The following is a 25623-nucleotide window of genomic DNA, read 5'->3' on the forward strand; positions in this document are numbered from 1 at the left end:
CTAAATGCTGCGTAGAATATCTTTTGATACGTCGCGGCCAAGCGCGTCACAATTGGGCAAACCTTGCGAGAACGGATGCCGCTGCAAAATCTGCGGCATCGACAGGCAGTAAACGGCCCCTTTGGTTGGAGTTGAAAGATCAAGCTTGAACGGCGCGCGCAGATCGCCTTTAGGTGCGGACAATTTACTGACCAAGCTCGGAAATGGCAAATCAGAGAGTGCTGCCGCCGCTTGTCCACGGGCATCTATCAATGCGTCGAACGTGATATCACCATCGACTGTTTTGACTGTCACCCCGCCAGAATGGCTATTGCTGAACGACGATTCCGGGCCTGTGGGAATAATTTGCAAAACGCCGGCATCATATAACGCCAGCACCCGCCGGACCGAGATATGAGGGATCGCGGCATAGCAGTCGCCGAAAACCGGCATGAGCTTTTCGCTAAAAATCTGCCAATCCTCATCGTTTAGATGTTCAAGGATCATCTCAAAGTTCTCATGCCCACGCAAAAGCGCATAACGGTGATGTTGTGTCTCTTTATTCTCTTTCGATTTGACGGCGGCGGTCAGGGTCTCGCGCAGGGCGCGCAGGCCGCCGACGGTTTCGCGGTGGTTAAAGTAAGCTTCTGAAAACCCGTCTATGGATTGCGCCTTCGGCCCTAATGCCTCCATGTAGTCAGGCGCGGCGTCGTTCAGCTCGGCCAGTAGCAAGGCAAAGACCCTCTCAAGCAGGGCACCAGTGCCGCTTTCCAGCTCCGCTGAAACGGCCTCGGGGTGCACGTGTTGCAATGTTTCGTAAGGGTAGGGATAGTAAAAATCCGGCTCCGGCATGATGCCCTTGTGCGATACCATCGTGACGGACATCGCTTCGCTGTCGGGGTTGCTGAACCAACTGACCTTGTCGCCTTCTTCTATAAACGTGCCGTGCTGTTTACCCAAGGCGACAATCACATCAATCGCCGACAGGGATGACCCCAGCACACCAACCCGCCCGGCGGGCAGGTCCGTGATATTCGTATAGGGCCATGGCGACACCAGATCGGCACCCCCAATTTTAGGGGCAGTGGGCCAGTCGTGCCCTGTGGCCAACACCACCTTATCGAAGGCAAAAGACGATTGGCCGTCAGGTGTCATAGCCTCTAACTTGATAGTACTTTCGGTCGGGACAACATCGACGACTTTGTGATTTGGCAAAACACGCACCGTATGGCCTGCGTTTCGACCTGCCTCGCACAGCTGATCAAACTCGGACTTCATATAGTGGCCAAGCAAGACGCGCGGGTAAAAATCGCGCGCGTCGATGTCGTCGCGCGCCAGGTCCCAAGCGTTCAGGAATGCGTCGTCTTGATCATGCAGCCAAGACACAAGCGGCTGCGTAATTGACGGAATCTCGCGGCTGAAGGCGTTACAATACATGTAATCGGCATTCATGCCCGCGCGATAGGGCATGCCACATCCGACCTGATCGGTTGCGTCAAAGATGGTTAATTCAAGTGGGGCATCCCCGTGTAGCAGCCCTTTGGCAGTGTAGATGGCCATCGGACCCGCGCCAATAATTACGATCTTTGGCGTGTGGGTCATCTTTGAATTGTTCACATTTTGCGCTTTCGGTTGATGAGGTGCATATGTACCAGCCCCGATTTTGCCATTACCTGCACAGTTTTAGATCGTGCACAGCGGTCAGGTCCGCGTGCGAATGCAAGCATGTCGCTACCAGTTGTCAGTCAACACGCTGCCATCCGAAAAGTTCCGTGTACCCATGGGAAGATTGTCCAGTACCTTTGGGAAAATCTAAGGGTCGCAGACGCTTGGCGGCAGATAGGCATGTGGTGAACTGCTTGCCTGCGGCGGCGGGGGGCTTGGTGACGGGGATGGCGCACGATAAGAAGACCCGCAATGATATTAGGGGCATTCAGCGGCGATATATGGCAACTATATCAGAATGTAAGCGGTACAAGTGGCAGCCCGTAGGGGCCTCCCAAAAGTGCCCAAAGTTCCAATGAAATATAGGCGTAGGTGTCCCACGATCTGGCCGACTGGGCGGAATGGAAATCAATGGTTTATCAGGTGGGTGTCCCACGCTGTTCCAAGGGAAAAACCACAAACTCCGCAAGGCTCTCTTGCGTTTGGCAGAATATTTTTATTGCTGAAGTTGGAGTTTCTTTTGAGATTATCCCGGATATTTGGTTTCAGTCTCACCTTTGACCGGCAGTGCGCGAGCTATTCTGGTTTCTCTTTTGCTTTTCTAAAAGTATGAATTTGGATGTCTTTCTCCGAGAATGTGGGCTTCCAAGATGAGATGATTTGACGTTTTTCCAGCCACTCTGCCAGAGATCGGTGGTCTGCCGTGTTTTCGATCTTTGGTGACTTTCCAAAATTAGCAATTTCAGAGTATGGTTCAGGCAATCCCTCAAGAATACTTCGAACTTGCTCGACGTTCAGCGCTTCTTGGCTTTTGTTCAGCAGAGATACCTGAACCGACGCAGGGCTGGAGTTGACAATTACTGACCGAAGGAAGTCAAATCCGAACCCATCTGTCTCGAAGCTTGTTCGATCCAAAATGGGGCCAACAACTGATGCTCGAGTGCCATCCGCGGTGATTGACACGGGGTCCATATCTTTAACGATAGTTCTCTTTTGGTCGTCAGAAATCTCTGAACTCAGAAGTCCTGCTCTGAAGTTATCGTCGATTTCGAAGTCACTTGACGCGCTCAGGAATACATCGATATTTTGCGCAACAAATTGTAATTTGAGATCAAGTTGGTCCCCCAGAAAAATAAAGTTCTGAACGGAGAACAAGATTTTTTTCTCTTCGATCAAGATCTTCAACTTATCATGACTCAAGTCGGTCGGGAAATTTTTGAATTGCTTGGAAAGTTTTGAGATATAGGACCTATAGGTATCATCGTCAAAATTCCCATTGTTTAGCAAAAACTCGCGAATTTGGAGTGCTTCTTTGCTATCTGGGATGTCTATGGCAAGAAGCAATTTTCTGATGTCATCGTCCTGCAAGTAATTGGTCAAATGTTCAGAACTAAAGCTTTCGCTGTTTAAGAACCTAAGGCAATTATCCCATGAGGGATCTATACGTTTTTTCTCAAAAGCATACGGGTGAAAATAGTGGGGAATCTCTGCAAGTGAGGACAGAATTGCCGTTTGTCTCTCCCAGTATTCTTCCAAGTATTCGGTTGCGACCTCATCGTGCTGCAGGGCGGCCAATATCGCAGACTCGTCTTCGCTTGTGTTGCTTTCAAGCTTGAGAAGCACACGCCGGACATACCGAATGAAATCTGCCTCAACGCGGGTTTTCAGAGTTGTGTTATTGGACGCCAGAATTGTGGTGTAGTGGCTCTTCTCCAGCAAGCTGATCTCGATAGTGCTATGCATGCTCTCGAATATGAACTGAATGTTCGGAATGTTGACCTGATACAGACCACCATCCATTATAAACTCAATTTCCTTTGGAAAATCGGCAAGGCTTGGTAGATTAAATACTTCTATGTTCAATTGACTTAGTCTCGACAGCTCAATTTCAACGCCTTCGCTGAGCACTTCTCGGGTGCTCGTGGAGAAAACCGCAGATACAGGCCCTTCCGCGTATGGTGCCTCTGTCAGCATCTGTTCGGGAGCGTAGGCAACCAATCTGGAAATATGCGAAACGTTCTGTTCGCTTTCGGCAGCGATGGCTGGAAACTCGGACCATTGGGAGGCAAGGGACGCAACAAAAGCCTGAACATTTCGCCCCCTTTCATAATAGCTATTGAAGAACTGACGGCAGTCATCAAAATTTGTAGAAATGTAAGCCAGTGTAGAAGATATCTGCTCAGCATACTTCGCTTGATTATCAAAGAGGCAATCAACGATATGGCAATTCAAGACATAGCTTTGCCTAAAGTCGGCCTCCCGCATCGCGACAATCACTTCGGCTGGGTTGTCAATCTGGACGTCAGGATCGGGCGTGTTGAAGCTTCGAATTTGGATTAGGAATTTGTTGTCATAAGGAGACAAACGGCCTTTGTGAAACAATGAAGTGTATTGGTAGTAGGTATCGTCGAGATGTCCCTCAAACACCAAAAATTTCATCAGTTCCTTGTTGTCTCCCAGATCCTTGAAGCAGGCTTCGGCTAAGGTGGAGTTTGCACGGATAACCTCGGCAAACTTCCGAATACGCAAAACTGAGATGTCCGACTTCAAATCTCGAACTGTCTGCCCAGATTTTGCTACGTACTTAGCCGATTTTTTCTCAATTTCCGCCTTCCGTTCAACGAAAGTTTTACTCTCATCAACCTCCTTTTCAATGTCTGGAAGACGGCTCTGTTGCCAACCGCCATTTGGATTCTGCGAAGTTACGATTTTGTCTGATGCCATTATCTGTTCGAGGTCCTCGCGGCTGGCGAGCTGACCAACGACAAATTCATTATTGCTAACGCGTATGTGACCGTGGCCAGGTGGCAATTTTTCAATCACGGCCATCGCATATATCTTTTGCAATTCTCCTAAATCCTTAGGTAACTGCTTGTTTGCTTCACCGATCTCGGCCTCTATTTCGGATATTTGACCCTTGATGTCAGTTTCAGTGATTTCAATGAATTCCTCATATCGTTGAAGTAACGAAGCGAGAGCACCTTTTTGTTGATGAAGAGCTTCGAAGTCGCTTGGCAACACGTTCTTGTAGATTAACAAAGCCAAAAGTTTATTTGCGTTGAGAACGCCCTCATCGTCGCGCTCTAAATTATCAACATAGATGGCATATTCGTTGAAAATATTGTGAATTAGCCTTAGGTCGTTCAGATAGCGCGACACTTCCCTCAAAAACTGCGGGTCGAGACGTTCCACGAGCGACAGTCGTTTCCCTTGCTCCAAAATCTTATCAATCGAGTTCGAGTGATTGATGATTGGAACGATTGGAACAATGAATTCAAAGAATTTAGTTCGGTCCGTATTGTCAAACATGTCGTCTCGAAGAGCATACAAGAACCGAACATGGCGTTTCACACCCTTGTTTGAATTTATCAAGCCATTGATTTCGCGGAGAGTTACAAAGATTTCTGGATTGTCGAAGCGATCCAAGTCTTCAATAATAACCAGATCGTAGGAAGTTGACTGGAAAAAGTAAATGATTTCATCGAGGTGGCGACTGAGGATTGATTCTTCACCAGCGTTTTCTGGAGCGATTTCAATATCTTTCAGAGAGATGCCCTTCAGAGATAATCCGAAGCTCTGGAGATAAATTCGATGCAATATCAGCCAAAGAAACAAGAAGCCAAAAGCGAAGACGTTGAGATTAACCCAATTCGACCAGTCAAGTGGTTGAAAGAATTCGCCAGATGCGATCTCGGTTTTGTGTTGCAGTAGATACCATACGGACATGCAGCCGAATATGATCAATAGCGAAACAGCTGATGCCCACCACTTTGGTGATTGAATGCGTTTGAAGCGTGAAAGAGGCAAACTGTTGGCGTCAGCACCGTACAGCATTTGCTGAAGAATGCTTATTTCAATTTCTTGATTATTGACGTTGGATGTTCGGTCATCGGACAATGTAGAAAAGTTACTGCTGTCCGAATCTGAAACAAAAGATGCCAGCGATATCTGCAGATAAGGTCGGCTGTATCTCCTGAGAAACGATTTGATCACACTACTTTTTCCCGAGCCGTACGGGCCGGTTAGCGCAATGTTGAATACGGCGGCATTGTTGGTCGCGAAATTGAGTGCCTCGAAGTAGGCTCCTTTTTCGTCGGCCTGGCTTGTAGGGGCAAGATCAACGAACTTACCACTCTGCGCGTTTACTTCTGTTGTTATAGAAAAAAAGGGCAACAAGGCCCGTTGAAGCTTTTGAATAATTTTCACTTTATCTACGTCCGGGTTCGGGTGTGGTTGCGATGTTTCTATCAGCTTTAGCGGGTGCGCAAAGACCCATTACTAATAATTAGAACTCAACTGAGCTCCAACAGCTCTCTGCAGCACAATAAAATGCAGTTTATACGAATTTGGATCTCTACTTCCGTAAAGGTTCAAGTATCTGTTTGTCGCTTGTCCAAGGACGGTGGATTGAACGTTGCGAACTCTCGCTTGCGGCCCAATATATCGGTGACATTGCCAGCGTAAACATGATGGCCATAATATTCGAGGGTTGGCCCTTAATCAGCGCTGCGTTTGAAGATAGCTTCAGCAGTGTCCAGTGATCGAAATTTGCATAGTTGCCGCGACAGCTGGCGACCGATTAGGAAGGTAGCCCATAAGTTCCGCCTTCCCGCACGCTGAGGTTGATGCTTGCCTCAAGCACTGTGCCCTTTGGCGATTGATCGGCAGCAGTGCGGGCTAATTGGTCGCGTTCTAAAATTTTTCCTGCTTCAGCGTCTTCTTTGGTACCAAGGCTTATAATCTTGCTGCTAAATTCGCACAAATATCCATAGAGACTCAATCATGTCCAGATGTTGCTGGCGCTCGTTGTGAAGGCCTTCTTTGCATCGACGTCTGCGACGAATTCCAACCACAAGTTCTTGCCCAGCTTCCGACTTGCAAATGCACCGGCCATTACGAGAAACGCCTTTAGGACTGCATGCATGTCATCGATGTATCCAGAAAGAAGGGTCTCGGTACCAGGTCCGTATGCGAGAAACAGCGCTTCCCTATAGTTCGCTTTGCCACGGTAACGGGCTGCCTGGTGAACAAAGCCTACAGGTTTCCGATCGAGCCACTGATCACGCAATGCTCGCGCTGGCTTTGATCGAAAGTTGTCTACTCCCAAATCCCTGAACGCACGGTTGCGCCTTAGATCCTCCTCCGTTTTCCATGCATACCATTTCGCCGACCCTGATAGGTAACCGGCTGCTGCGCCTTGCGCGTCGTCTTTGGTGATTGGTTGCGTCTGGAGCTTTCCGCTGCTGGCGTTCCGTAGTGCGTCGATCTCTGTCTTGTAGGTCTTCCCCACGAGGCTACTAACCCTCCAACTAAATGGTGCCATGGCCAGACTTCGGCTTGCGATCTGTTCGTCCCACAGACGAGCCGTCCCCGCATGGTCCTCTTGAAACGACCCGGATTGAGCGGCTGTCATCGCGCTCGCTGCATTGGCGATGCCATAATACCAGGCCAGAACCCCGACCCGGGCATAGTCCGCGGCTGTCGTTCCGCCGCGAAACTGATCAAGCGCGGAAAGATGATGGAGTCCGAGGAAGAGCTGCTCGAGAACGGTGTTCTCCACCCGGGCATCCATGTTCCGCTTGCCTTCCTGCCTGTAATAGGAAATCGCCGCCGTGAAATCGATGCCCTCGTCCTCGGCTAATATTCGCAGCGCACGCATCCAGTTAACAGTCGCGGGTAGCGCGAATTGCGGGTCCGGTTTACCCTCTGGCTCGTTAATGGTTCCCTGCTTGATAATGCGGTTGTAAAGCATGATGTCACACCAATAATTTAGATAATGCAAAAAGTGATTACGAAAAGGCAAGCCGTATTTCTCTCATGTTGACCTTGGTTTACTGCGCTGCATCCGTCAACCAGAGCTCGAAGTAGTTTTGAGGCGGTGCAGCTTGATGACCTACATACAGGACGGATGTGATGGATTAGGCAAGTGACCGCCGGCAATCAAAATCGAAAGTTTCTCTCCAGCCAAGAATAAGGGTTCGATCATGCAGGTTGGTGTCGAAGCTGAACTTCGGTGAAGTTCTGATTGGATCAACACGAAGGGTGGGGGCATCAACTCCGAACGCAGTTGCAGGGAAGTGTCGCAGTACGGAATAGCGAATTTCCGCTTAGATAGCTTCAATTATTGCGGTCATGTAAGACTAAGGCTCTATTTCTGGAGGGACACATGAATTCATCCCCAATGTGAAATTGTTCTTTATAAGTCCAGCCCATTTACCTGAATATAATGGAAAACGGTTCAACATCTATTGAAGCGCAGTTCTGGGAGCACTATATTGTGATCGTCCATTGTTGCGATGGCGTCCGACGTGAAGCTGGCACTGTCCATGCGGATCGCGCGTCATGGTGGCAATACCGAGGTGGCCTTGGCTGCCAACGTGTCTCTTGTCTGGGAATATTCAGGCGAGATGGATGAAGTACCCGTCAACGGTCGGAGATGCATGCACGGGGGTCCGAACCGGAGAACTTATGGGTGATCTTTTCAAGGCAGTTCGAGCTGAAAGCAATATGTTCGCCGCATGGCGTCATGTTAAAAGAAGTGCGCTGAGTTCCGCTAACATGGAGATCAAAGGCGCGGCGTCAGTTTTTGAGCACCAGCATCAGCGCTACATCAAGCGTTTCATTCGCCAGTTGCAGCAGGGGACGTTTGAATTCGATGCGGTACAAGGTGTGCTCGCCGATAAAAAAGAGCGTGAGAGAGCAAATAAGGATCCAAGGCCGATAGCAATCGCCACCCTTAAAAACCGTGTTGTACAGCGTGCTATCTTACAAATTTTACAACCACGCAAACCCCGGGATGTCAAAGAGGTCGATGGTCGTTTCGAAACTACCGTGAATCCGGCTTTGGGTAAGATTAATGACGTAAACTCATCCGCTTATGGCGTTGGGGGGCTGATCAAACCCTATGGAGGTGTTGGGCGTGGTATCGATGCAATCATGTCAGCCATGAATCACGGAGCGACGCTTTTTTACCGCTCTGACATCAAGGCGTTCTTCACTGACATTCCGGTGGCCCCGGTTATCGAGTTCGTCAGGAAAGAAACAGGCGATGACAAACTGGCAGACCTGTTTGCACTTGGCCTTGAAGTACACCTTGGCAACGAGGATGAGCTTCGTGGGTATGCGCACCTATTTCCTTCTAATGGGCACGGAGTAGCTCAAGGCTCCTCCCTGTCAGCTTTTGCTGGCAACGTGCTTCTTTATGATATGGATCATGAAATTAACGCGTTGGGCGTCACCGGAATTCGCTATATTGACGATATAATGATCGTTGCAGATACTCAGGGGAAACTGGATGCGGCAGTCGCCTTAGCGCAGTTAAAGCTGAAAAACCTTGGTTTTACCCTCTATGAACCTATTAACGGGAGCGATAAGGCCGAGACTGGAAGGTGTTCAGACAGTTTCGGGTTCTTGGGATGCACTCTACATCCGAAAAAGTGTGTGCCGAGCGCCGCATCTGTGAAACGTATTTTAGCCGACGCAGAGGACACGTTTTCTAAATCTCAAAACACCATCAAGCGCTTCAAGGAAAAGGGCGGTTCCTTTCATTCGCAGCAATCTCCAAGCTCTGTCCTACACACACTCGGAAAAAAGCTATATGGTTGGCAAAAGTCTTTTGCGTTCTGTGACGACGTAACCATCTTCGAGCACGTTGACGAACGGATTGCGAAGCGCGTCGAAAAATACAATCAGATTGTGGCCCGCCATACGCGTGGGTTAAGCCTATCTCAAAAGGCGACGGTCTACGGCCTTCCATCTACAGTTGAAATGTTTTTCGCGTCCCGTCGGTATGATCCCAATTCTTGATTGCAGGCTATGGTACTGAGGCCGCGCTGTCCGACGGAGGCCAGACCTTCCGCCCGCACGTTGGGATCACTAAGCAGGGAGCGTTTGCCAATCGAATCCGTGGTCGTTCTGGTAAGCCCATCCGCTTGCGTGAATGGTCTGTCGTGCCGACGGACATGATCCATGATGTCGTTGTGAAGATCCAGGTTGGAGCGTGCATCTATTCGGATGCCAGCCTGATGAGGTGACACTCATCAGAAAGTGAAAGGCACGCGTCGATCGAAGCAAATCTGGAGGTCGTGGTCAGCTCTTGGGAGCGTCTGAAGGTATGAACGGCAGGCTTTGTGTCTTTACCCCATCAAGCTTTTTCGATTTCTCCGTTCCGGCGAAGCATTCATAATCGAGCACAGAAAGCCCCAAGAAATCTCGATCTCTTTGTGATCGAATCAGAGCGTGAATGCGCTCCAGACTCTGTTCTTGCTGCCGCTCGGACAAGGTGTTTAGGCCAGCAAGGTATGCTGCGCCGTAAAGGATTTTTCGGCGGGTATCATCTCTACGTTCCTGCTTACTGGATTGTGCTTTTAGATCGCGCAGCTTTTGCCGTTCTCTGTCAATCTTCTTCTCGGCGGCTGCGATTTTTTGGTCGATGTTTACCATTACGATTTCTCCGATTTTGGCATTGTTGAATTGGACATAGGTCTTTGCCAGGAATTTCGCGCGGGAATTACAATTTTTGACGGCAGATGAGGTGGGTGCCGATAAACCCGAAGCCAAAAAAGGCGAAGGGCGCGGTTACGCAACTCCGGTGGAGTTGCCGCGCGCCTGCCGCGGGCTTTTTTTCGGGAGCGGACTTCGGCTGCGGGCACCAAGTCCTCTTTATGATACACAAAGCATCACGTCTCGAGATTAAGATCCGCAACCGCAGCAACTGTACTTCGATTGTTGCTGCTGCCGCCTATTGTGCTGGCGAGCGCTACCGCTGCGACCGCACTGGGCGATTAAAGAACTATCAGTGCCGCCGCGATGTCGTCTCGGTCGAGTCTATCAAAATGCCGCATGATCCAGAGCGGATCTGGAATGCGGCAGATGCCGTTGAAAAACACCCGGGAGCACGGCTGGCACGGGAATTTGTGATATCGCTGCCCGTCGATCTACCGCTCGATGTTCAGCGGAAATTGGTCCGCGGATATTGCCTCTGGATGCATGAGACCCATGGTGTTTCCTCATTTGCGTCAATCCATCATCCGCTGTCGGACGGGGCGGACAAAGAGATATTATCTGATCTTAGGCCACAGACCGAGGGAAGGAAGAAGCCAATCAAGGTGCGAAAAGACGAACGAGGGAACCCTCTGAACCAGCATGTTCATATTCTCTGCCCAACACGGCACTGGTGCGACGAAACAGGACAGTTCACAAAAAAACTGCGTGATCTCGATCATATCGTGAAGGGACCGAAGTTTGTCCAGTCTGTTCGAGATGAGTGGGAGCGCCGCGTCAATCGCTTGCTTATTAAACATGGCATCAATGAGAAAGTAGATTTGCGCAGTTACAAGAAAATGGCGGCGGCTGGCGATGCGCCTGAAGGTCTGATGGCGCAAAAGAAGATGGGACCTAAAAATGCCGCGCGTGGACGTCAGCGAGAGTTAGAGGTCGGTGAAGATAGTACTTACCTTGGAGTCGATCGAGCAGAAACCCAAAAACATAATGCAAATTGCTGGGATAGCTGGTTGACGCTTCGGGCGCTTGAACGCGAAAAAGGCAGGTTGGAGAGAGCGAGAGAACACGCTAACCAGACGGAGGCCGCAAGGCGCATGGAGGCGTCAGAAGCGGAAGCAAAGATCGCGGCTACGAAAACCGAGACGGCGCGTGTCGCAGCGATTGAAGCAGCACCACACCTTGACGCGCTCGATCCTTATGCAGCGGCAATGGCTTGGGCAAAAGGCGGTAGGGATGAAACGATTGATCCGGCTTCAGACCGGCGTATGAATCCGGAGACGGAAACAGCGGCTACTTCAGGGTCGGGGATTCCGCCGAACGTAGAAATCAACAAAAATGCTGCGAGTAGGTTTGCTCGTCAACGGCAGCGCCAGAGAACACGCGGCGCTTAGGAGTAAAGCTTAAAACCGAGCGGTGTCGACCGGCGTTCAGACCCGAAGAGTTGCGGTCGCCCGCCGAGACGATCATGCTGCTGCGGATACAGTCTTGGAAGCGCAGTTCACTTTACTCGCTTTGCCCCATGGCTCACCCCATTGATTGAAAAGTGGGAAATTCTCTCGTCTATTCATGTGGTAGCGGCGGTAAGCATAAATTAGGTGAATTTCCTTCGGGATTGTTTCTTCGCCGTAATGGACCAGTTTGAGTTCGCGCTCACTGGCCGCAACTGCCCAATCCTTCGCCCTCAACCTTTCATCGTCCAGAAGCTGGAGAAGAGGTTGAGCTTTTGAGATGGCTTCAAGTGTTGAATGATTTGACTTTGCGGTCTTGCGTATTTCGCGTTCCGCCTGACACAGACGGAAAAGAAAAAGTTCTTGTAGCGCGACGTGCTCTTGAGCGCTTGTGTGGTTTCCGACTAATCTGACCAATCCGCCAAATGCGCGGTTGTCGAGATCATCGTCGGAAATATTGGGCGAGTTCACGTCCCCAGCTTATGCGCCGCTTAATCGCCATGTCTAACCAAGCGGAAACCACCTGATGTTCCACAGTATATTTCGCGTGCGAGAAAGTCTCATTGTCGAAAGTCACCTGAAAAGAAGCTTTTGAAATGCGTTCAGTTGAGAGCGAAAACTTAATAAATCGATTGGTTTTATCGAATTGAAACGTACCCCAGACGTCAAGCGTTAGCTCCTTCAACGAAGATCGAAATTTTACTGGAAGCGCATTGTCGATTTCACACTTTATCTTCACAGTCTCGATGTCAATTTGTCCAGCAAGAATAGCAGGTAGGGCGATAGGGAGGGCGAGCATTCGATTATCCTTTGTCTAAATACGGGCGAGTTATTCTGCCTGTGGTTAGGAAGTGGAGCTACCTCGGGTGATACGGAAACGGTCGAGTGCATTTGACCTCTAAAGAATTACGTCGCGAAATTTTGAGAGGGTTCATTTCGGACGTAAGTCCTCAAAATGGAACCCTCGCAACAACTTCATTTCTCCGATCATCCCCTACCGGCCCTCACCAAGATGCGGGCCGAGGATTATCTACGGCTGCTTCACCCAGAAGGTGCGCACGGCCAAGTAACGTTGATGCGGCTGGACGACGATGTGAAATGCGCCCGCACATATGATTGTGCATCTCTGCCTTTTACAGCCTCTGTTTGGCTCGACGTCTCGGCCTATGTCACGCTGCACCGGTTTCATGGCCCTCGCAGCTACGGCCGTCTGGCGGCACTCAATGTACTGGCCTTGGACCTTGATTATAGAACCATGCCTTGCTGGCGAGATGCCGCGCTCAGCAAAGTCGTCGAGGCATTCTCGGCTGTCGTACAATCCTTGGGGCTGCCGATGCCGTCAACGCTGACGGATACCGGGCGCGGTTTCGCGGCTCTGTGGTTTATTGACGAGCTGCATCCGGCAGCCTTGGAAAGATGGCAGGCGGCACAGGCCTGTCTTATAGATTTGTTCCAGAAGTTTGGAGCGGATCGCGCCTGTTGCGACCCTGCGAGAGTTTTTCGCATACCTGAAACTATCAATAATAAGAATGGTCGCGAGGTCGCCGTGCTTGGAGGCACGCTGCGGCGCTACGGTTTTGATGCGCTCGCTGATCGAATTTATATTGCGGCGGGTCGGCCAACGCGGGCTGCACTTGCTGACATGACCTCCGTACAGAAAGCGAACAAGCAGAAGGGTTCTACGGGACCGCGTGGTCTCGCCCCAGCTACACGCTTCCGTCATGTGCGCGGCGATTTATTGACGCTCGTGCACTACTGGAAAGATCAGGTACCCGAGGGTCTCCGCAACGTGTGGCTACATGTCTATGCTACGTGCCTCACGCATGAACACGATGTGAAAGACCTTGAGTCTGAAGTGGAGCGGGTCGCAGCCCAGTATTGCATCGGGCTGTCGCGGACGGAGGTGGCGTCTGTGATCCGAGCCGCCATTCGGCGCCTCAAGCGCGACCAGCAAAAGTATAACTATTCTGGTGCGCGAATTGCGGAGATGCTCGGAGTCTCCGACTGCCTCGCGAAGAAGCTCGATTTGCGGCAAGTATTTTCCTCCGTGGAAAGAAGTAAACGGCGGGTTGAGAGCGAAGCCGCCCGTCGCCGTGCTAAGGGCATGAAGATGCGCAAGGACTACCTGGCGGCAAACAACATCTCGACCGAAAAGCCATGGCTGGTACACGGTTATTCTCGGTCGACATGGTATCGAAAGGGATGCCCACCCGCGTCGGTGACAGAAAGAAAAACCGCTGAAATTAAAGACGTGGAACCCTGCAGAAAAAGTGAGACAAGTCTACTACTACGACAGGGGGGCTTGCCACGCGGAACGCCATTGCTAAAGGCTGCAGTGGGGCACCAGCCGCTCAAACACCCCCCCGACAGCAACCCGAAACACTCCATGGAGCATATACCTTCGATCAGGCAGCGCGCCGACAGCGCCCGCTTACGCCCTAATCTCCTGCCAATCTCGATGTTGTCTGCCAAGGTCATGGCTACATCGCCACCAGAGCGTAGTCCTGCTGGAAGCTGCACGAGATATGTATCGGAATTGCGCGCTGAGACTGAGGATCCGACGATTGGCAGACCTTTTGCGAAGTTGCATCCAGCAAGACAGTGAGATTTATCAGATGGCCTGACGCTACTCCCGAAGGTTCACTGCATCGACGTCACCAAAGTTCGGCAATATTTACTCCGAAGCGACGAAGTGCCCAGATTTTATCAGTAATTAGAACACTGGAGTAAAGAGGCTGCGGTTCATTTTGTCCGCGCTCTTCTGTGAGAGACCGCGGACAGAATGAACCCGCCACCAGCAGCGAATAGATGCTTGAAGCAAGGAGTTCCTCTTTGCACTGTTGGAGTACGACTAATATGAATATTGTCACCCCTTGGGCTCTCAAGCCGACAACGCCACATCAACACTCAAATTTTCCCATTCATGGGTTTGTTGAGAAATATCACAATGGACTTCACCATGCGGCATACTTGCTGGCCGGTGGCGAAGGAGCAAACCTCGTCGAAAATATTTCCGATGCTCTGGGCCGAGAAATGATGCCGTCCCGACGGACAATGGGCCTGCTCAGCAAGTTAAAGGACATCTTATTCCTGAAGCACGTTGATGAGCCATACCAACCGGAATCTGGCTATTTCGCGGCCATCGACCCCGCGGACCCAATGGTCGAGGAGATCTGCCTGCTCGCTGACGGCTTTGCCGAGGCATTGCGCATCTGTTCCGAGGCTTCCCCGCTGGGTAACTGTGCAAACAACGTCAACGGCGTTCATGGTTCCCATCATCACGCCGTTGCTCAAGAAATGGGAGATCTGCAATGAGTGTAGAACTTTCCCACCGAGAATTTTTGTTGGCGTTGACTGCAGACGCGGTGATGCAAGCTCGCATTGCCCGCGACCAACTTTATGATGTTATCATTCCGTCGCTTCCTCCTCTGCGCCGAGCAATCGCTGAGGCAGTAAAGCGTCACCTCAACGCAGATGCTTTGCTCACGGAGCCATTCCTCCATGATCTGGAGATACTCATTGATTTCATGAGAGTTGAAATCGAAAAAGATGTTCAGACGACGTGGATCGCGGATGAACACAACGTGCATGGTGGGCATCACCAGCGTCATTTCGATACGCGCACACATTCTCTGGCGGTCGCTGTCGGACATCTTATTGGGCTCTACGAGGCGGTCACCGAAGTAATCGATACGGTCCAGGCCGAGCGGTTGATGGACGACCTTCTTCAGGGATGACGCAGGACGGCGCTGAGCTTCAGCGCCGTCATCTTGAGGGCTGAGATGCCCAGAGGTTGCCTTGGCCAGCCACCAGCCAGCGCGTGCCGGCCTTTCACCCCAACTGCTGCTCACGGCCTGCACGCGTTTGATATGCAATCTGTCTCGACGAAGGCTTTTGTCGATGTTGATTACGCCGCGATAGGCCGATCTCCAAAGGAACGCTCAAGATAATTCGCAAAAAGGGTGCAGAGGAAATCGTAGTTGATCAGCTGCGCTCTCAGTTTTGAGTTTTTGTCCATACAGTGACTCGATTCAAGTAACTGATTTATAATGATTAATTTGAAATATCTACCGGAATTCGAGAGATATCGAACCATAAACACAGATGTCCCCGAAATGCGAAAATCCGACGCACATCCTCGAAAATGAGGAAACACAATGCCAGCCGCACGCCCATCTCAAGCTTCTCTCTCAAATGCCATCAGTGCCGTGATTACCGCAGGGCTCATACCCGGTGCTCTTCATGTTCACGGAGACGGTTCTTTCCGGATCGAAATATCTGTCTCAGATGCAATCGATACGAAAATTCGAAGTGAAGAGGCGTTTTCGGACGAGCCAGAAAGATTTGAGGACCTACGATGAGAGTTTGGACAGAATACCCGGGTCTTCTGGAGGAATTTACACCTGCGGGAAATCCCCGTTGGCGAGTTCGTGTAGAAGGCGATAAATCTCGGCGTATCACAATACCCGTGGGCCCGAGTAATCCAGCTTTTAAGGATCACTACGAGGCTGCGCGACTTGGAATTAAGCTGGAGGCTCAGATTCCCGCTAAGGTCGCACGTGGCACCTTTGATGAACTGTGTGAGCGTTTCAATGCAGCGATGGTAGACATGGTAATGGCTGGGGTTCTGAATGAAGACACAAGGACCGGTCGGCAGCGTGGACTTCGACAGGCAGCCGATGTGAAAATGCGCGGACGGCGCATGGGGGAGCTCAACGCGGACTTCCCCAAAAAAGCATTCGTTCACATCCTCGATTCTTTTGGTTCGCACACAGGTGCTGCGGAAACGTGTCTTAAAGCCATGAAGGCCGCTTACCGCTGGGGTGAATCTCGTGGGTTTCCAGAGAAGTCGGAAGTTTTCGTAGTTTCAAGCCCACATAAGGGGCGTGGTGGCGCAATAGCGTGGACAGAAGAAGAAGAGAAAAAATTCTTGGAAACACATGGAAGTGGCACCATGGCGCGGCGCTGGTTTTATTTGACCAAGAATATGGCAGGCCGCATCGGAGACACTTTCGATATTGGACCGGAGAGCATCAAGCTCAAGCAAGGACGTGCCTTTTTGGGTTGGCAGCCCAAAAAGAACGGCTCTAAGTATGTGGAGGTGCCTCTAATGAAAGAGCTTGCTGAGGAACTGGAACTCGGTGTGCATGAGGACGCTTTTTTGCTCACCGAATTCGGTCGTCCGTTCGCTTCGAAAAATTCATTGGGAAACAAGATTTCAAAGTGGGTTGTGCAAGCAGGATTCTACAAAAGTATTGAAGTGGTAGATAACAAGACAGGTAAAAAAAGGACTGAAAAGAGGGCCACGCGCTCTCAACACGGGGTTCGAAAAGCTACTGGACACGAGATGGCCCTATCGGGTGCGAATGTCTATGAGATTGCCGCTCGCCTGTCTCACTCGGACTTCAAATCGTCGGCACCCTATGTCCAGGGAGTTGATCGCGCCCGATTGGTCGAGTCTGGTTTCGACAGGGTTGAGAGAGCTCGCCAAGAGCGAAGTGTCCCACGCCACGAAAACCGTGGGACACCTGAAGTATCAGATGCCAATGAATAAAGGCTTTTAGGAGGGAAGTGGCAGCCCGTAGGGGAGTCGAACCCCTCTTTTCAGGTTGAAAACCTGACGTCCTAACCGATAGACGAACGGGCCACTTAGCTTGTGAGCGGTTCATTAGGCAATCACGCGAAAGGGCGCAAGTAGAAATTACCCCTAATGTGAAAAAGTTTTATGCGGGTGCTACATCTTCCAGTCGAAGTTGCACGGTTTGCCGCCCGCGCCAGCTATTGATGTCGAGCCGACCCGCCAAGTGAAACCGCGCACCGCCGTGGTTTTCAAGGGCTGGGCCAAGCGGGCCGTCGAATGCACCAAAGGCGATGGCATCCAGTTTGGTACCGGCACCTCCGCCATCCCCGAAACTGATTTTCAGATGGCTTTCACCGACGCGCTTGGCGAACCGAATCTGCATATCCGCAAAAACGTAACGCGGGGCAGGGGCACCGGCACCGAACGGGCCCGCTTGTTCGATTTGCTCGGCCAGTTCAACGGTGGCCGCGGTGGGCATCAGCATACCGTCCAGCCGCAGATCTGCGGCACCAGCCAGATGGGCCCCCTGTTTTTCCAGCAACTCGGCCAGCCGTGCCATTGCGGCGTCCAGCTTGTCTTCGGCGACGGTCAGACCAGCGGCCAACTTGTGGCCACCGCCCTTGATTAACAACCCTTCGGCGGCCAGCCGTTGGATCGGCGCGCCCAAATCAATGCCGGACACGGATCGGCCCGATCCTTTGCCAATGCCGTCTTCGAACCCGATCACGATGGACGGGCGGTTCGATGCTTCCTTAAGGCGCGAGGCGACGATGCCCACGACGCCGGGATGCCAGCCCGCGCCAGAGGCCCAGACCAGCGGCGCGTCAAAGCCACGCGCCTCGGCTTGATCCAATGCCACCGCGCGCACTGCGTTCTCGACATCGCGGCGTTCGGTATTCAGGGTATCCAGCCGCTCGGCCAAGGCCGCAGCCTCGTGCGGGTCATTGGTGGACAGCAGGCGCGCGCCCAGATCGGCCTGCCCGATGCGCCCGCCCGCATTGATGCGCGGACCCAGCAGAAACCCCAGATGATAGGCTGCAGGGGCCGTGTCCATCCGTGCGATATCAGAAAGCGCGGCCAGCCCAACGCGATCTCGTCGTGCCATCACGCGCAACCCTTGGCGTACAAAAGCGCGGTTCACGCCAATCAGCGGGGCCACGTCGGCTACGGTGGCAAGGGCGACCAGATCAAGCATGGACATCAGATCGGGGCCTTTGGTGCCCGCCTCGCGCAGTTGGCGGCCCGCCTCGACCAGCATCAAGAATACGACGGCAGCGGCGCACAGATGGGCCAGCGCGCCGTCTTCGTCCTGCCGGTTCGGGTTCACGACCGCGACAGCATCCGGCAGGTTTTCGCCACCAAGGTGGTGATCCAGCACAATCACATCCGCGCCCACCGCCGCAGCAATTGGCCCATGTGACAGCGTCCCGCAATCGACACAGATGATCAGGTCGTGCTTGGCGGCCAAGGCGGCCATGGCCTCTTCGTTGGGGCCGTAGCCTTCGTCTATGCGGTCAGGCACATATAGCGTCGCCTGGCAGCCCATGTCGCGCAGCCACACCAGCAGCAGCGCGGCGGAACTGCCACCATCGACATCGTAATCGGCAAACACGGCAATGCGTTGACGGGATTTAACGGCTGCCAGAAACCGTGTTGCGGCCTTTTCCATATCCCGCAGGCTGCGTGGATCGGGCAGCAACTCGCGCAAAGATGGGGACAAAAACTGCTTGGCCACGGCGGCACCTACGCCACGGCGGGCCAGCACCTGACATAACGCCTGCGGCAGCTCGGTCTGTTGCAACAGCACCTGTGTGGCGCGTTCGGACTCGACGCTGGGTCCGACCCATTTGCGCCCGGTCAGGGATGCATCAACACCTAAAAAGCTCATGCGTCCCTCACTCCGTTCATGTTCAGTAACTTATCCAGTAGTCTGCGTGCCCAACGTGCTTAGCTATCGGTCGGCGTGCGATAATTGATCCGCCGCACTGACCCGGATTTGGACCGCATGATCAGTGTTTCGGTTGTCAGCCAGCCCGGTTCGCGCTGCACGCCGGGCAAGAGTGTACCGCCCGTCACACCCGTCGCGGCAAAGATCACGTCTTGGGTGACCATTTCGTCGCGCCCGTAAATACGGTCAAGATCGGTAATCCCGGCCTTGGCGGCGCGGCCCCGTTCATCGTCGTTGCGGAACAGCAAGCGGCCATACATTTGCCCGCCCATACATTTCAAAGCGGCGGCGGCTAGTACGCCTTCAGGCGCGCCGCCAGATCCCATATACATGTCGATGCCCGTGCCGGGTTCTGCGCAATGCATGACGCCGGCCACGTCGCCATCGGTGATCAGCCGGATCGCCGCGCCGGTTTCGCGGACCTGGGCGATCATTTCGTCGTGGCGGGGGCGTTCCAGAATACATACGGTGATGTCCTGCGTGCTGCAGCCTTTGGCGGCGGCAAGGGCCTGCACGCGTTGCGCCGGTGTCATATCAAGCGTCACAACATCCTTGGCAAAGCCCGGCCCGATGGCCAGCTTGTCCATGTACACGTCAGGCGCATGCAACATTGACCCGCGCGGGCCCATGGCAATTACGGTCAGCGCGTTTGGCATGTCCTTGGCCGTCAATGTGGTCCCTTCGAGCGGGTCCAGCGCGATGTCTACACCGGGGCCATTGCCGGTGCCGACTTCCTCGCCGATATACAGCATCGGGGCCTCGTCACGTTCGCCTTCGCCAATCACCACGACGCCTGCGATATCCAGCATGTTCAACTGTTTGCGCATGGCGTTTACAGCCGCTTGATCTGCCGCTTTTTCGTCGCCGCGACCGATCAGTTTGGCCGACGCCAACGCTGCGGCCTCGGATACGCGCGCAAGGCCAAGGGACAACATGCGGTCTTTGAAATCAGCAGGAGAGGTCATGAGGGTCGGTTCCTTTTACATCAATCTTTTAAGGGCGGCTCAAAGGTCTTCGATCCGCAGGGCAACGGGATCACTGGCCAGAACTCCGGTTTTCGCCATTGCGGCCAAAGCATCATCTAACGCGCTGCGAGTGGTTTTATGGGTGACGATCAAAACCGGCGCGTGATCGTTATGGTGGGCGGTCTGACGCATTCGGTCAATGCTGATGCCTGCTTCGCCCAGCACCGTTGCTACTTTGGCCAATGCGCCGGGTTTGTCCAGCAGGCCCATGCGCAGATAGAATGCCGCCGGGGCCTGTGACATGGCCGACGCGGTGTTGGTCAGGGTGCTGGCTTTTTGGCCGAACACCGGCCCTTGCCAACCACGGGCAAGATCGCAGATGTCGGACAGAACGGCGCTGGCAGTAGGACCTTCGCCCGCGCCGGGGCCGCGCAGCACGATTTGGCCAACGGCGTCGCCCTCAAGCACGATCATATTGGTGCCGCCGGACAATTGCCCCAAAGGCGATGTATCAGGCACAAGACAGGGCTGCATGCGCTGCTCAAGCCCGCGTCCGGTCATCTGGGCGACACCCAACAGTTTGATCTTGTACCCCATGCCAGCGGCTGCACGGATGTCTTCGATGCTGACCCGTTCAATGCCTTCAAGGTCGATCCCGTCGAAATCAACGCGCGAGCCAAAGGCAATGGATGACAGGATCGCCAGTTTATGCGCAGCATCAATGCCGCCCACATCCAGCGCCGGATCAGCCTCAAGATAGCCAAGGCCGTCAGCCTCGGCGAAAACGTCCTCATAGGGCAGGCCAGCGTCCTCCATCCGGGTCAGGATATAGTTGCAAGACCCGTTCATCACGCCCATCACGCGGGTAATCTCGTTTCCGGCCAAGGCCTCGTTCAGGACCTTGATCACGGGGATACCGCCTGCCACCGCCGCTTCGTACCGGATGTGGCGGCCAGCTGCCTCGGCCTGTTCGGCAAGCGATTGACCATGGATGGCCAGCATCGCCTTGTTTGCGGTTACAACGTCTTTACCAGCGCCCAATGCGGCCTCGGTCGCGTCTTTAGCCGGACCTTCGTCGCCACCGATCAATTCAACGAACACATCGACATCATCGCGCTTGGCCAGGGCGACGGGGTCGTCCTCCCAAGCATAGCCCGACAGGTTGACGCCGCGGTCTTTGTCTTTGCTGCGGGCGGACACGGCCGAAATGGTGATCTTGCGGCCTGTGCGGGCCTCAAGCAGATCGGCCTGTTTGCGCAAAATACGCACAACGCCAACGCCCACCGTACCCAATCCCGCAATCCCAAGACGAAGTGGCCCAGACTGAAGCGGATGTGACATGTGCGGTTCCTTTAAAACGGTGCGCAGGGGCGACGAAATTACTCTATGGCGGCGATGTAACGGGTTCAAACCCCACGTGCAACGCAGCCCGTCGGAAAATCGTCTATTGCAGGCCTTCGCTGAGCCGTTGTTTCTCGGCATCTGTGAGAACTGATCCGCGCAGCTGTGCTGCCCGGGCCTGCAAACCCGCGACGCGGGCGTCCATCGTGCTTTCAATCTGCTCAGCGTCACTCTGCCCGGTCGTCAGCTGCGCCGACAGCGGATCCACGGGAACAAGGGCAGGGTACTGCGCGGCCAGCATTTCAGGCGTGGCACGGCTGTCGAGCGCTGGAAACTGAGTACAGGCGGCTGGCAACAGCAGGGCAAGGGCGCAAAGGCGGCGAAGGATGTGATGTGTCATGGCGGCAATTCATGCACCAGCCATAGTTATCGTGCAAGCGGGGTTTGCCTTTGAACGACTGTTCAATTAGCGTTTGAGTATGGCACGTACCACTGGTTCACATTCTGATATCACCGGCCCCAAGGTCCGCGAGGCTGCATTGCGCCTGTTTGCGCAAAACGGGTTTGCCGCCGTGTCCATGCGTGCCATCGCCAGCGAGGTCGGCGTGCAGGCGGGGGCGCTTTATAACTATACGCCAGACAAGCAAACGCTGCTGTTTAATCTGCTTTGCACCCATATGGAGCAGCTTTTGGCGGCGTTTACCGACGACACGAGCCTCGCGCCGGTGGACAGGCTGCGCCGCTTCGTGGATTTCCACATTCGGTTCCACGCCGACCGCCCCGACGAGGTTTTCATCTCTTATATGGAGCTTCGCAATCTGTCGCCCGAGAATTTTAGCGCTGTCGAAGCGCTGCGCCGCCAGTACGAAGATCGCCTACAGGCCATTTTGCAAAGCGGTGCTGATGCGGGTGAGTTTGACATTGCTGACACCAAAATCGCGACGCTGGCTGTTATCGCGATGCTCACGGGCGTGAATACGTGGTTTCGGGTCGGTGGCCGGCTTTCGCTGGATCAGGTCATTGCGCAATATTGGGATATGGTGCGTAAGTCAGTGATGTCGGGGTAGGCCGCAGTCGGCCATACCCCCGTTTTTCAATGCGCGTCTCATTCAATGCGCAGGTTTTATGAATGTCCCGTTGTTCAGGTCTCGCATTGCTTGGCGCAATTCGTCCTGCGTGTTCATCACGATCGGGCCATGCCAGGCCACAGGCTCGTCTATCGGGGCACCCGAAATAAGCAGGAAACGCACCCCCTCAGGCCCGGCTTGCAATGTCACCTCGTCGCCCGTACCGAAACGGATCAGCGTCCGGTCCCCGCTGAGATCGCGAATGTTGACCTCTTCGCCGCCGACCTCTTTTTCAAGCAGCACGCCCGATGGCTTTGAAGCATCTGCAAACGCCGCAGCCCCTTCGAATACATAAGCAAAAGCACGGCGGTAAGTGTCGATCTTGAACGTCTTTTTGACGCCCGCGGGTACGGAAATGTCCAGATACTGCGGATCGGCAGCGATGCCATCTACCGGACCGGTCTTGCCCCAGAATTCGCCGGTGATGACTTTGACCACGCTGCCATCATCATCGGTGATCACCGGAATATCCTTGGCCGTGACATCCTGATAGCGCGGCGCGGTCATCTTTTGCGCGGATGGCAGATTTCCCCACAGCTGAAAGCCGTGCATCTGGCCCTGCGCATTTCCGTGCGGCATTTCCTGATGCAAAATCCCCGATCCGGCAGTCATCCACTGCACATCGCCCGCCCCTAGGGTGCCAACATTGCCAAGGGAATCGCCATGCTCCACCGTGCCTGACAGAACATAGGTAATGGTTTCGATCCCCCGATGGGGATGCCACGGAAAGCCGCGTTCGAAATCTTGGGGGCGCTCATTCCGAAAATCATCAAACAGCAAAAACGGGTCCAGCTCGCTGGGATCCTGAAACCCGAAGGCGCGGTGCAATTTGACGCCTGCGCCTTCCAAAGTTGGGACAGCTGCGCGGGTCTCAAGTGTGGGTCTGAGGGACATTGTCGCTCTCCTTTCGTGAGTTGACCCATAGGTAGGTCGATACTGACCGCGCTGCAATATCGCAGCGGCGAACCAAGCTTGTGCAAATTTGAACTGTTGCGCTGACAGGGCTGCAGGGGTCGCAAACAGGCGCGACCGGGCTGGCCTGGCGCGGTTCACCTATCGTTAACTTAAAGGGGAGCGCAGGCATGAAGGTCGGATTTATTGGTTTGGGTAACGTGGGCGGCAAGCTGTCAGGCAGCTTGCTTCGGAATGGCGTCGATCTCTATGTGCATGATTTGAATGCTGACTTCGTAGCCGCCAAAGTAGCAGCGGGGGCCAAGGACGGCGCATCACCTGCGGATCTGATGCAGACCTGCGATGTGGTCATCACCTGCCTGCCCAGTCCGGCGGCATCGGCGGCAGTGATGGCCGAGATGCTGCCTCATGTCGGCCCCGGAAAGATCTGGATGGAGATGTCGACAACGGACGAGGCCGAGATCAAACGCCTCGGCGCGGCTGTGATTAATGCAGGGGGCACCGCCGTTGATTGCCCCGTTTCGGGCGGATGCCACCGCGCCGACACTGGCAATATCAGCATTTTTGCGGGCTGCGATCGGCCCGGTTTTGATCGCGTCTTGCCGCTGCTGACGCTGATGGGACGGCGCGTGCTGCATACAGGCGATCTGGGCACGGCGTCCGTGCTAAAGGTGATGACAAATTACCTTGCCACTGTGAACCTGGTTTCCGTCTGCGAAGCGATGACCGTGATGAAGGGGGCAGGAATGGATATGGCGACGACGTATCAGGCGATTGCCATGTCATCGGGAACGTCTTTTGTCCATGAAACAGAAAGCCAGCTGATCCTGTCGGGGTCGCGGGATGTGAACTTTACCATGGACCTTATCCAGAAAGATATCGGGCTATTTCAAAAGCTTGCTGACCAACGTTCGATCCCGCTTGAACTGTCCCCGCTGATCATTGAGATCATGAAAGACGGGCAACAACGCTATGGTGAACGGGCGCAATCGGACCGTATTATCGAACGGTTAGAGGACGCAACCGGCCTGAAAATACTGGCAGATGGGTTTCCTCAAGAATTGATAGACGATGAGCCTGAAGAACGCGGCTATGAGGTCGCTGCGCGTTAACCATGGTAAATTCTAAGGTCATAGGAGAGGTGCGCGCGGCAAACTATTGGCATCATTTGGTGTTTAGTTTTTACCGCGACGCTTTTGCAAAGGCAAAGCTGCGAAAGTGTTAATAAACACGTTTGGCCGCATCGCATCGTTTACAGATTTTTAAGAAAATATTAACCCTAATTACTGTTAAGACGCGATGGGAGGGTTGCCTGTTATACCCCTGAAAATACGATGTTTTCAGGTTTTCCAACCCGGTGAAAATACCCGAAAACAACCATAATATGGTTAATCGCGCTGAGCTGCGGTCTTAGCCGTCAAAGCCCACGAACCGCGCCACAGCGTCCACCGGGCGGCGCACCGATTTAACGTCATTTGCAGAAAAACTTTCGTCAGGCCAGCCAAGGGCCACGCAGGTCATGATCACTTGGTCGTCGGGGATTTGGGCATGCTCGCGCACGACGGGCGATTGCATGATCCCCTGGCCGTTGATGACAGACCCTAACCCTTTGCTCCACGCGGCAAGGACCAAGCCATAGGTCACAGCGCCCAGATCGAAATGCGCGATGGTGCCATTGTCATCCAGCGATTTGTCAAAACAAACGACGATTGACACGGGCGCATCAAACTGACGGAAACCGCGCATCACCCAATCCTGACGGCGTTCTTTGTCTTCGCGCGCGATCCCCATGGCGGCGAACAGTTGCTTGGCGATATCAACCTGCCGTTCGCGGTGCACGCCCGCATAGGCCCCGTGATCGCTGATCTCGCGCACCGGCGGGACGCCTTGCAACATGCGGGTGGAATTCCCCTCGCGGACTTTCTCAAGCGGGTCACCTGTCAGGACGTGGAAATGCCAAGGCTGGGTGTTCATCGATGATGGCGCGCGGTTGGCCAGCTCAATGATCTCTTCCAGCAGCGCGCGCGATACCGGGTCTTTGGTAAAGCCCCTGATGCTGCGGCGCCCCAACATTGCCTGTTCCAGTTCCATGATGTCCCTCCCGACGTTTCCTGACAGATGTCAGCGTCTTGCAAAGGGCTGGCAGGGTCAAGCG

Annotated in this window: 20 protein-coding genes and 1 tRNA gene; 8 read left to right on the top strand and 13 right to left on the bottom strand. The window is 53.5% G+C overall.

Going from position 1 to position 25623, the window contains the following annotated elements; all coding sequences use genetic code 11:
* The 3 genes from BM347_RS00765 to BM347_RS00775 all read right to left on the bottom strand — a co-directional run bounded on the left by BM347_RS00765 (window position 1) and on the right by BM347_RS00775 (window position 7396).
* The gene (locus BM347_RS00765; protein WP_139226431.1) at window positions 1-1596 is read right to left on the bottom strand and encodes an FAD/NAD(P)-binding protein; all 1596 of its coding nucleotides are present in this window, start codon (window positions 1594-1596) and stop codon (window positions 1-3) included.
* A 624-nt stretch (window positions 1597-2220) separates the two neighbouring features.
* A complete protein-coding gene (locus BM347_RS00770) occupies window positions 2221-5850 on the bottom strand; it encodes a YobI family P-loop NTPase (RefSeq protein ID WP_093914526.1) in 3630 nt (1209 codons plus the stop codon).
* A 574-nt stretch (window positions 5851-6424) separates the two neighbouring features.
* On the bottom strand, window positions 6425-7396 hold the full coding sequence (locus tag BM347_RS00775) for a hypothetical protein (protein ID WP_093914527.1): 972 nt from the start codon (window positions 7394-7396) through the stop codon (window positions 6425-6427).
* Window positions 7397-8112: 716 nt separating this feature from the next.
* Here BM347_RS00775 and BM347_RS00785 point away from each other — a divergent pair.
* Window positions 8113-9450, top strand: a complete 1338-nt coding sequence (locus BM347_RS00785; RefSeq protein ID WP_093914529.1) for a reverse transcriptase domain-containing protein — start codon at window positions 8113-8115, stop codon at window positions 9448-9450.
* Window positions 9451-9732: 282 nt separating this feature from the next.
* On the opposite strand, the gene BM347_RS00795 is transcribed toward BM347_RS00785, so the two are convergent.
* The gene (locus BM347_RS00795) at window positions 9733-10086 is read right to left on the bottom strand and encodes a hypothetical protein (RefSeq protein WP_093914531.1); all 354 of its coding nucleotides are present in this window, start codon (window positions 10084-10086) and stop codon (window positions 9733-9735) included.
* Between the two features lie 221 nt (window positions 10087-10307).
* Here BM347_RS00795 and BM347_RS00800 point away from each other — a divergent pair, with 221 nt between their 5' ends.
* A complete protein-coding gene (locus BM347_RS00800; protein WP_175498454.1) occupies window positions 10308-11537 on the top strand; it encodes a MobA/MobL family protein in 1230 nt (409 codons plus the stop codon).
* A 72-nt stretch (window positions 11538-11609) separates the two neighbouring features.
* Here BM347_RS00800 and BM347_RS00805 read toward each other — a convergent pair whose 3' ends face one another.
* Both BM347_RS00805 and BM347_RS00810 read right to left on the bottom strand, forming a co-directional pair.
* Window positions 11610-12065, bottom strand: a complete 456-nt coding sequence (locus BM347_RS00805; RefSeq protein WP_139226432.1) for a hypothetical protein — start codon at window positions 12063-12065, stop codon at window positions 11610-11612.
* A complete protein-coding gene (locus BM347_RS00810) occupies window positions 12037-12393 on the bottom strand; it encodes a hypothetical protein (protein ID WP_093914534.1) in 357 nt (118 codons plus the stop codon). The genes BM347_RS00805 and BM347_RS00810 overlap by 29 nt, the downstream gene beginning before the upstream one ends.
* A gap of 156 nt (window positions 12394-12549) precedes the next feature.
* Here BM347_RS00810 and BM347_RS00815 point away from each other — a divergent pair, with 156 nt between their 5' ends.
* The 4 genes from BM347_RS00815 to BM347_RS00830 all read left to right on the top strand — a co-directional run bounded on the left by BM347_RS00815 (window position 12550) and on the right by BM347_RS00830 (window position 17148).
* Window positions 12550-14199, top strand: coding sequence for a hypothetical protein (locus BM347_RS00815; protein ID WP_093914535.1), 1650 nt, complete (start codon window positions 12550-12552; stop codon window positions 14197-14199).
* A 251-nt stretch (window positions 14200-14450) separates the two neighbouring features.
* Complete coding sequence (locus BM347_RS00820; protein ID WP_093914536.1) at window positions 14451-14909, top strand: hypothetical protein; 459 nt, start codon at window positions 14451-14453, stop codon at window positions 14907-14909.
* Window positions 14906-15331: a hypothetical protein gene (locus tag BM347_RS00825; RefSeq protein ID WP_093914537.1), complete on the top strand. Its 426-nt coding sequence runs from the start codon at window positions 14906-14908 to the stop codon at window positions 15329-15331. The genes BM347_RS00820 and BM347_RS00825 overlap by 4 nt, the downstream gene beginning before the upstream one ends.
* A 620-nt stretch (window positions 15332-15951) precedes the next feature.
* Window positions 15952-17148 carry a hypothetical protein gene (locus BM347_RS00830; protein ID WP_093914538.1) on the top strand — a complete coding sequence of 399 codons (1197 nt, stop codon included), beginning with the start codon at window positions 15952-15954 and terminating at the stop codon, window positions 17146-17148.
* A gap of 18 nt (window positions 17149-17166) precedes the next feature.
* Here the strand turns inward: BM347_RS00830 and BM347_RS00835 are convergent.
* From BM347_RS00835 to BM347_RS00855, 5 genes are all read right to left on the bottom strand, one after another.
* A tRNA-Glu gene (locus BM347_RS00835) sits at window positions 17167-17241 on the bottom strand.
* A gap of 76 nt (window positions 17242-17317) precedes the next feature.
* Window positions 17318-19063, bottom strand: coding sequence for a single-stranded-DNA-specific exonuclease RecJ (gene recJ / locus BM347_RS00840; protein ID WP_093914539.1), 1746 nt, complete (start codon window positions 19061-19063; stop codon window positions 17318-17320).
* A gap of 59 nt (window positions 19064-19122) precedes the next feature.
* A complete protein-coding gene (gene glpX, locus BM347_RS00845; protein ID WP_093914540.1) occupies window positions 19123-20088 on the bottom strand; it encodes a class II fructose-bisphosphatase in 966 nt (321 codons plus the stop codon).
* A gap of 39 nt (window positions 20089-20127) precedes the next feature.
* Window positions 20128-21429, bottom strand: coding sequence for a homoserine dehydrogenase (locus BM347_RS00850; protein ID WP_093914541.1), 1302 nt, complete (start codon window positions 21427-21429; stop codon window positions 20128-20130).
* Between the two features lie 103 nt (window positions 21430-21532).
* On the bottom strand, window positions 21533-21829 hold the full coding sequence (locus BM347_RS00855) for a hypothetical protein (protein WP_093914542.1): 297 nt from the start codon (window positions 21827-21829) through the stop codon (window positions 21533-21535).
* Between the two features lie 79 nt (window positions 21830-21908).
* Between BM347_RS00855 and BM347_RS00860 the strand changes: the two genes are divergently transcribed.
* Window positions 21909-22496, top strand: a complete 588-nt coding sequence (locus tag BM347_RS00860) for a TetR/AcrR family transcriptional regulator (protein WP_093914543.1) — start codon at window positions 21909-21911, stop codon at window positions 22494-22496.
* Between the two features lie 42 nt (window positions 22497-22538).
* Here BM347_RS00860 and BM347_RS00865 read toward each other — a convergent pair whose 3' ends face one another.
* Window positions 22539-23450, bottom strand: coding sequence for a pirin family protein (locus tag BM347_RS00865; RefSeq protein ID WP_093914544.1), 912 nt, complete (start codon window positions 23448-23450; stop codon window positions 22539-22541).
* A gap of 161 nt (window positions 23451-23611) precedes the next feature.
* On the opposite strand from BM347_RS00865, the gene BM347_RS00870 reads away from it, so the two are divergent.
* Window positions 23612-24580, top strand: coding sequence for an NAD(P)-dependent oxidoreductase (locus BM347_RS00870; RefSeq protein WP_281247836.1), 969 nt, complete (start codon window positions 23612-23614; stop codon window positions 24578-24580).
* 298 nt (window positions 24581-24878) lie between these two features.
* Here the strand turns inward: BM347_RS00870 and BM347_RS00875 are convergent, their stop codons facing one another.
* Window positions 24879-25559: a nitroreductase gene (locus BM347_RS00875; RefSeq protein WP_093914546.1), complete on the bottom strand. Its 681-nt coding sequence runs from the start codon at window positions 25557-25559 to the stop codon at window positions 24879-24881.
* Window positions 25560-25623: the final 64 nt, after the last annotated feature.

The organism is Sulfitobacter marinus (assembly GCF_900116285.1).
GTDB lineage: Bacteria > Pseudomonadota > Alphaproteobacteria > Rhodobacterales > Rhodobacteraceae > Sulfitobacter > Sulfitobacter marinus.

Bases quoted from the DNA above. Each gene is read 5' to 3' on its own strand.
- BM347_RS00775 (WP_093914527.1), bottom strand. From the start codon at position 7,396: ATGCTTTACAACCGCATTATCAAGCAGGGAACCATTAACGAGCCAGAG.
- BM347_RS00785 (WP_093914529.1), top strand. From the start codon at position 8,113: ATGGGTGATCTTTTCAAGGCAGTTCGAGCTGAAAGCAATATGTTCGCC.
- BM347_RS00795 (WP_093914531.1), bottom strand. From the start codon at position 10,086: ATGGTAAACATCGACCAAAAAATCGCAGCCGCCGAGAAGAAGATTGAC.
- BM347_RS00800 (WP_175498454.1), top strand. From the start codon at position 10,308: ATGATACACAAAGCATCACGTCTCGAGATTAAGATCCGCAACCGCAGC.
- BM347_RS00810 (WP_093914534.1), bottom strand. From the start codon at position 12,393: ATGCTCGCCCTCCCTATCGCCCTACCTGCTATTCTTGCTGGACAAATT.
- BM347_RS00815 (WP_093914535.1), top strand. From the start codon at position 12,550: ATGGAACCCTCGCAACAACTTCATTTCTCCGATCATCCCCTACCGGCC.
- BM347_RS00820 (WP_093914536.1), top strand. From the start codon at position 14,451: ATGAATATTGTCACCCCTTGGGCTCTCAAGCCGACAACGCCACATCAA.
- BM347_RS00825 (WP_093914537.1), top strand. From the start codon at position 14,906: ATGAGTGTAGAACTTTCCCACCGAGAATTTTTGTTGGCGTTGACTGCA.
- BM347_RS00830 (WP_093914538.1), top strand. From the start codon at position 15,952: ATGAGAGTTTGGACAGAATACCCGGGTCTTCTGGAGGAATTTACACCT.
- recJ (WP_093914539.1), bottom strand. From the start codon at position 19,063: ATGAGCTTTTTAGGTGTTGATGCATCCCTGACCGGGCGCAAATGGGTC.
- glpX (WP_093914540.1), bottom strand. From the start codon at position 20,088: ATGACCTCTCCTGCTGATTTCAAAGACCGCATGTTGTCCCTTGGCCTT.
- BM347_RS00850 (WP_093914541.1), bottom strand. From the start codon at position 21,429: ATGTCACATCCGCTTCAGTCTGGGCCACTTCGTCTTGGGATTGCGGGA.
- BM347_RS00855 (WP_093914542.1), bottom strand. From the start codon at position 21,829: ATGACACATCACATCCTTCGCCGCCTTTGCGCCCTTGCCCTGCTGTTG.
- BM347_RS00860 (WP_093914543.1), top strand. From the start codon at position 21,909: ATGGCACGTACCACTGGTTCACATTCTGATATCACCGGCCCCAAGGTC.
- BM347_RS00865 (WP_093914544.1), bottom strand. From the start codon at position 23,450: ATGTCCCTCAGACCCACACTTGAGACCCGCGCAGCTGTCCCAACTTTG.
- BM347_RS00875 (WP_093914546.1), bottom strand. From the start codon at position 25,559: ATGGAACTGGAACAGGCAATGTTGGGGCGCCGCAGCATCAGGGGCTTT.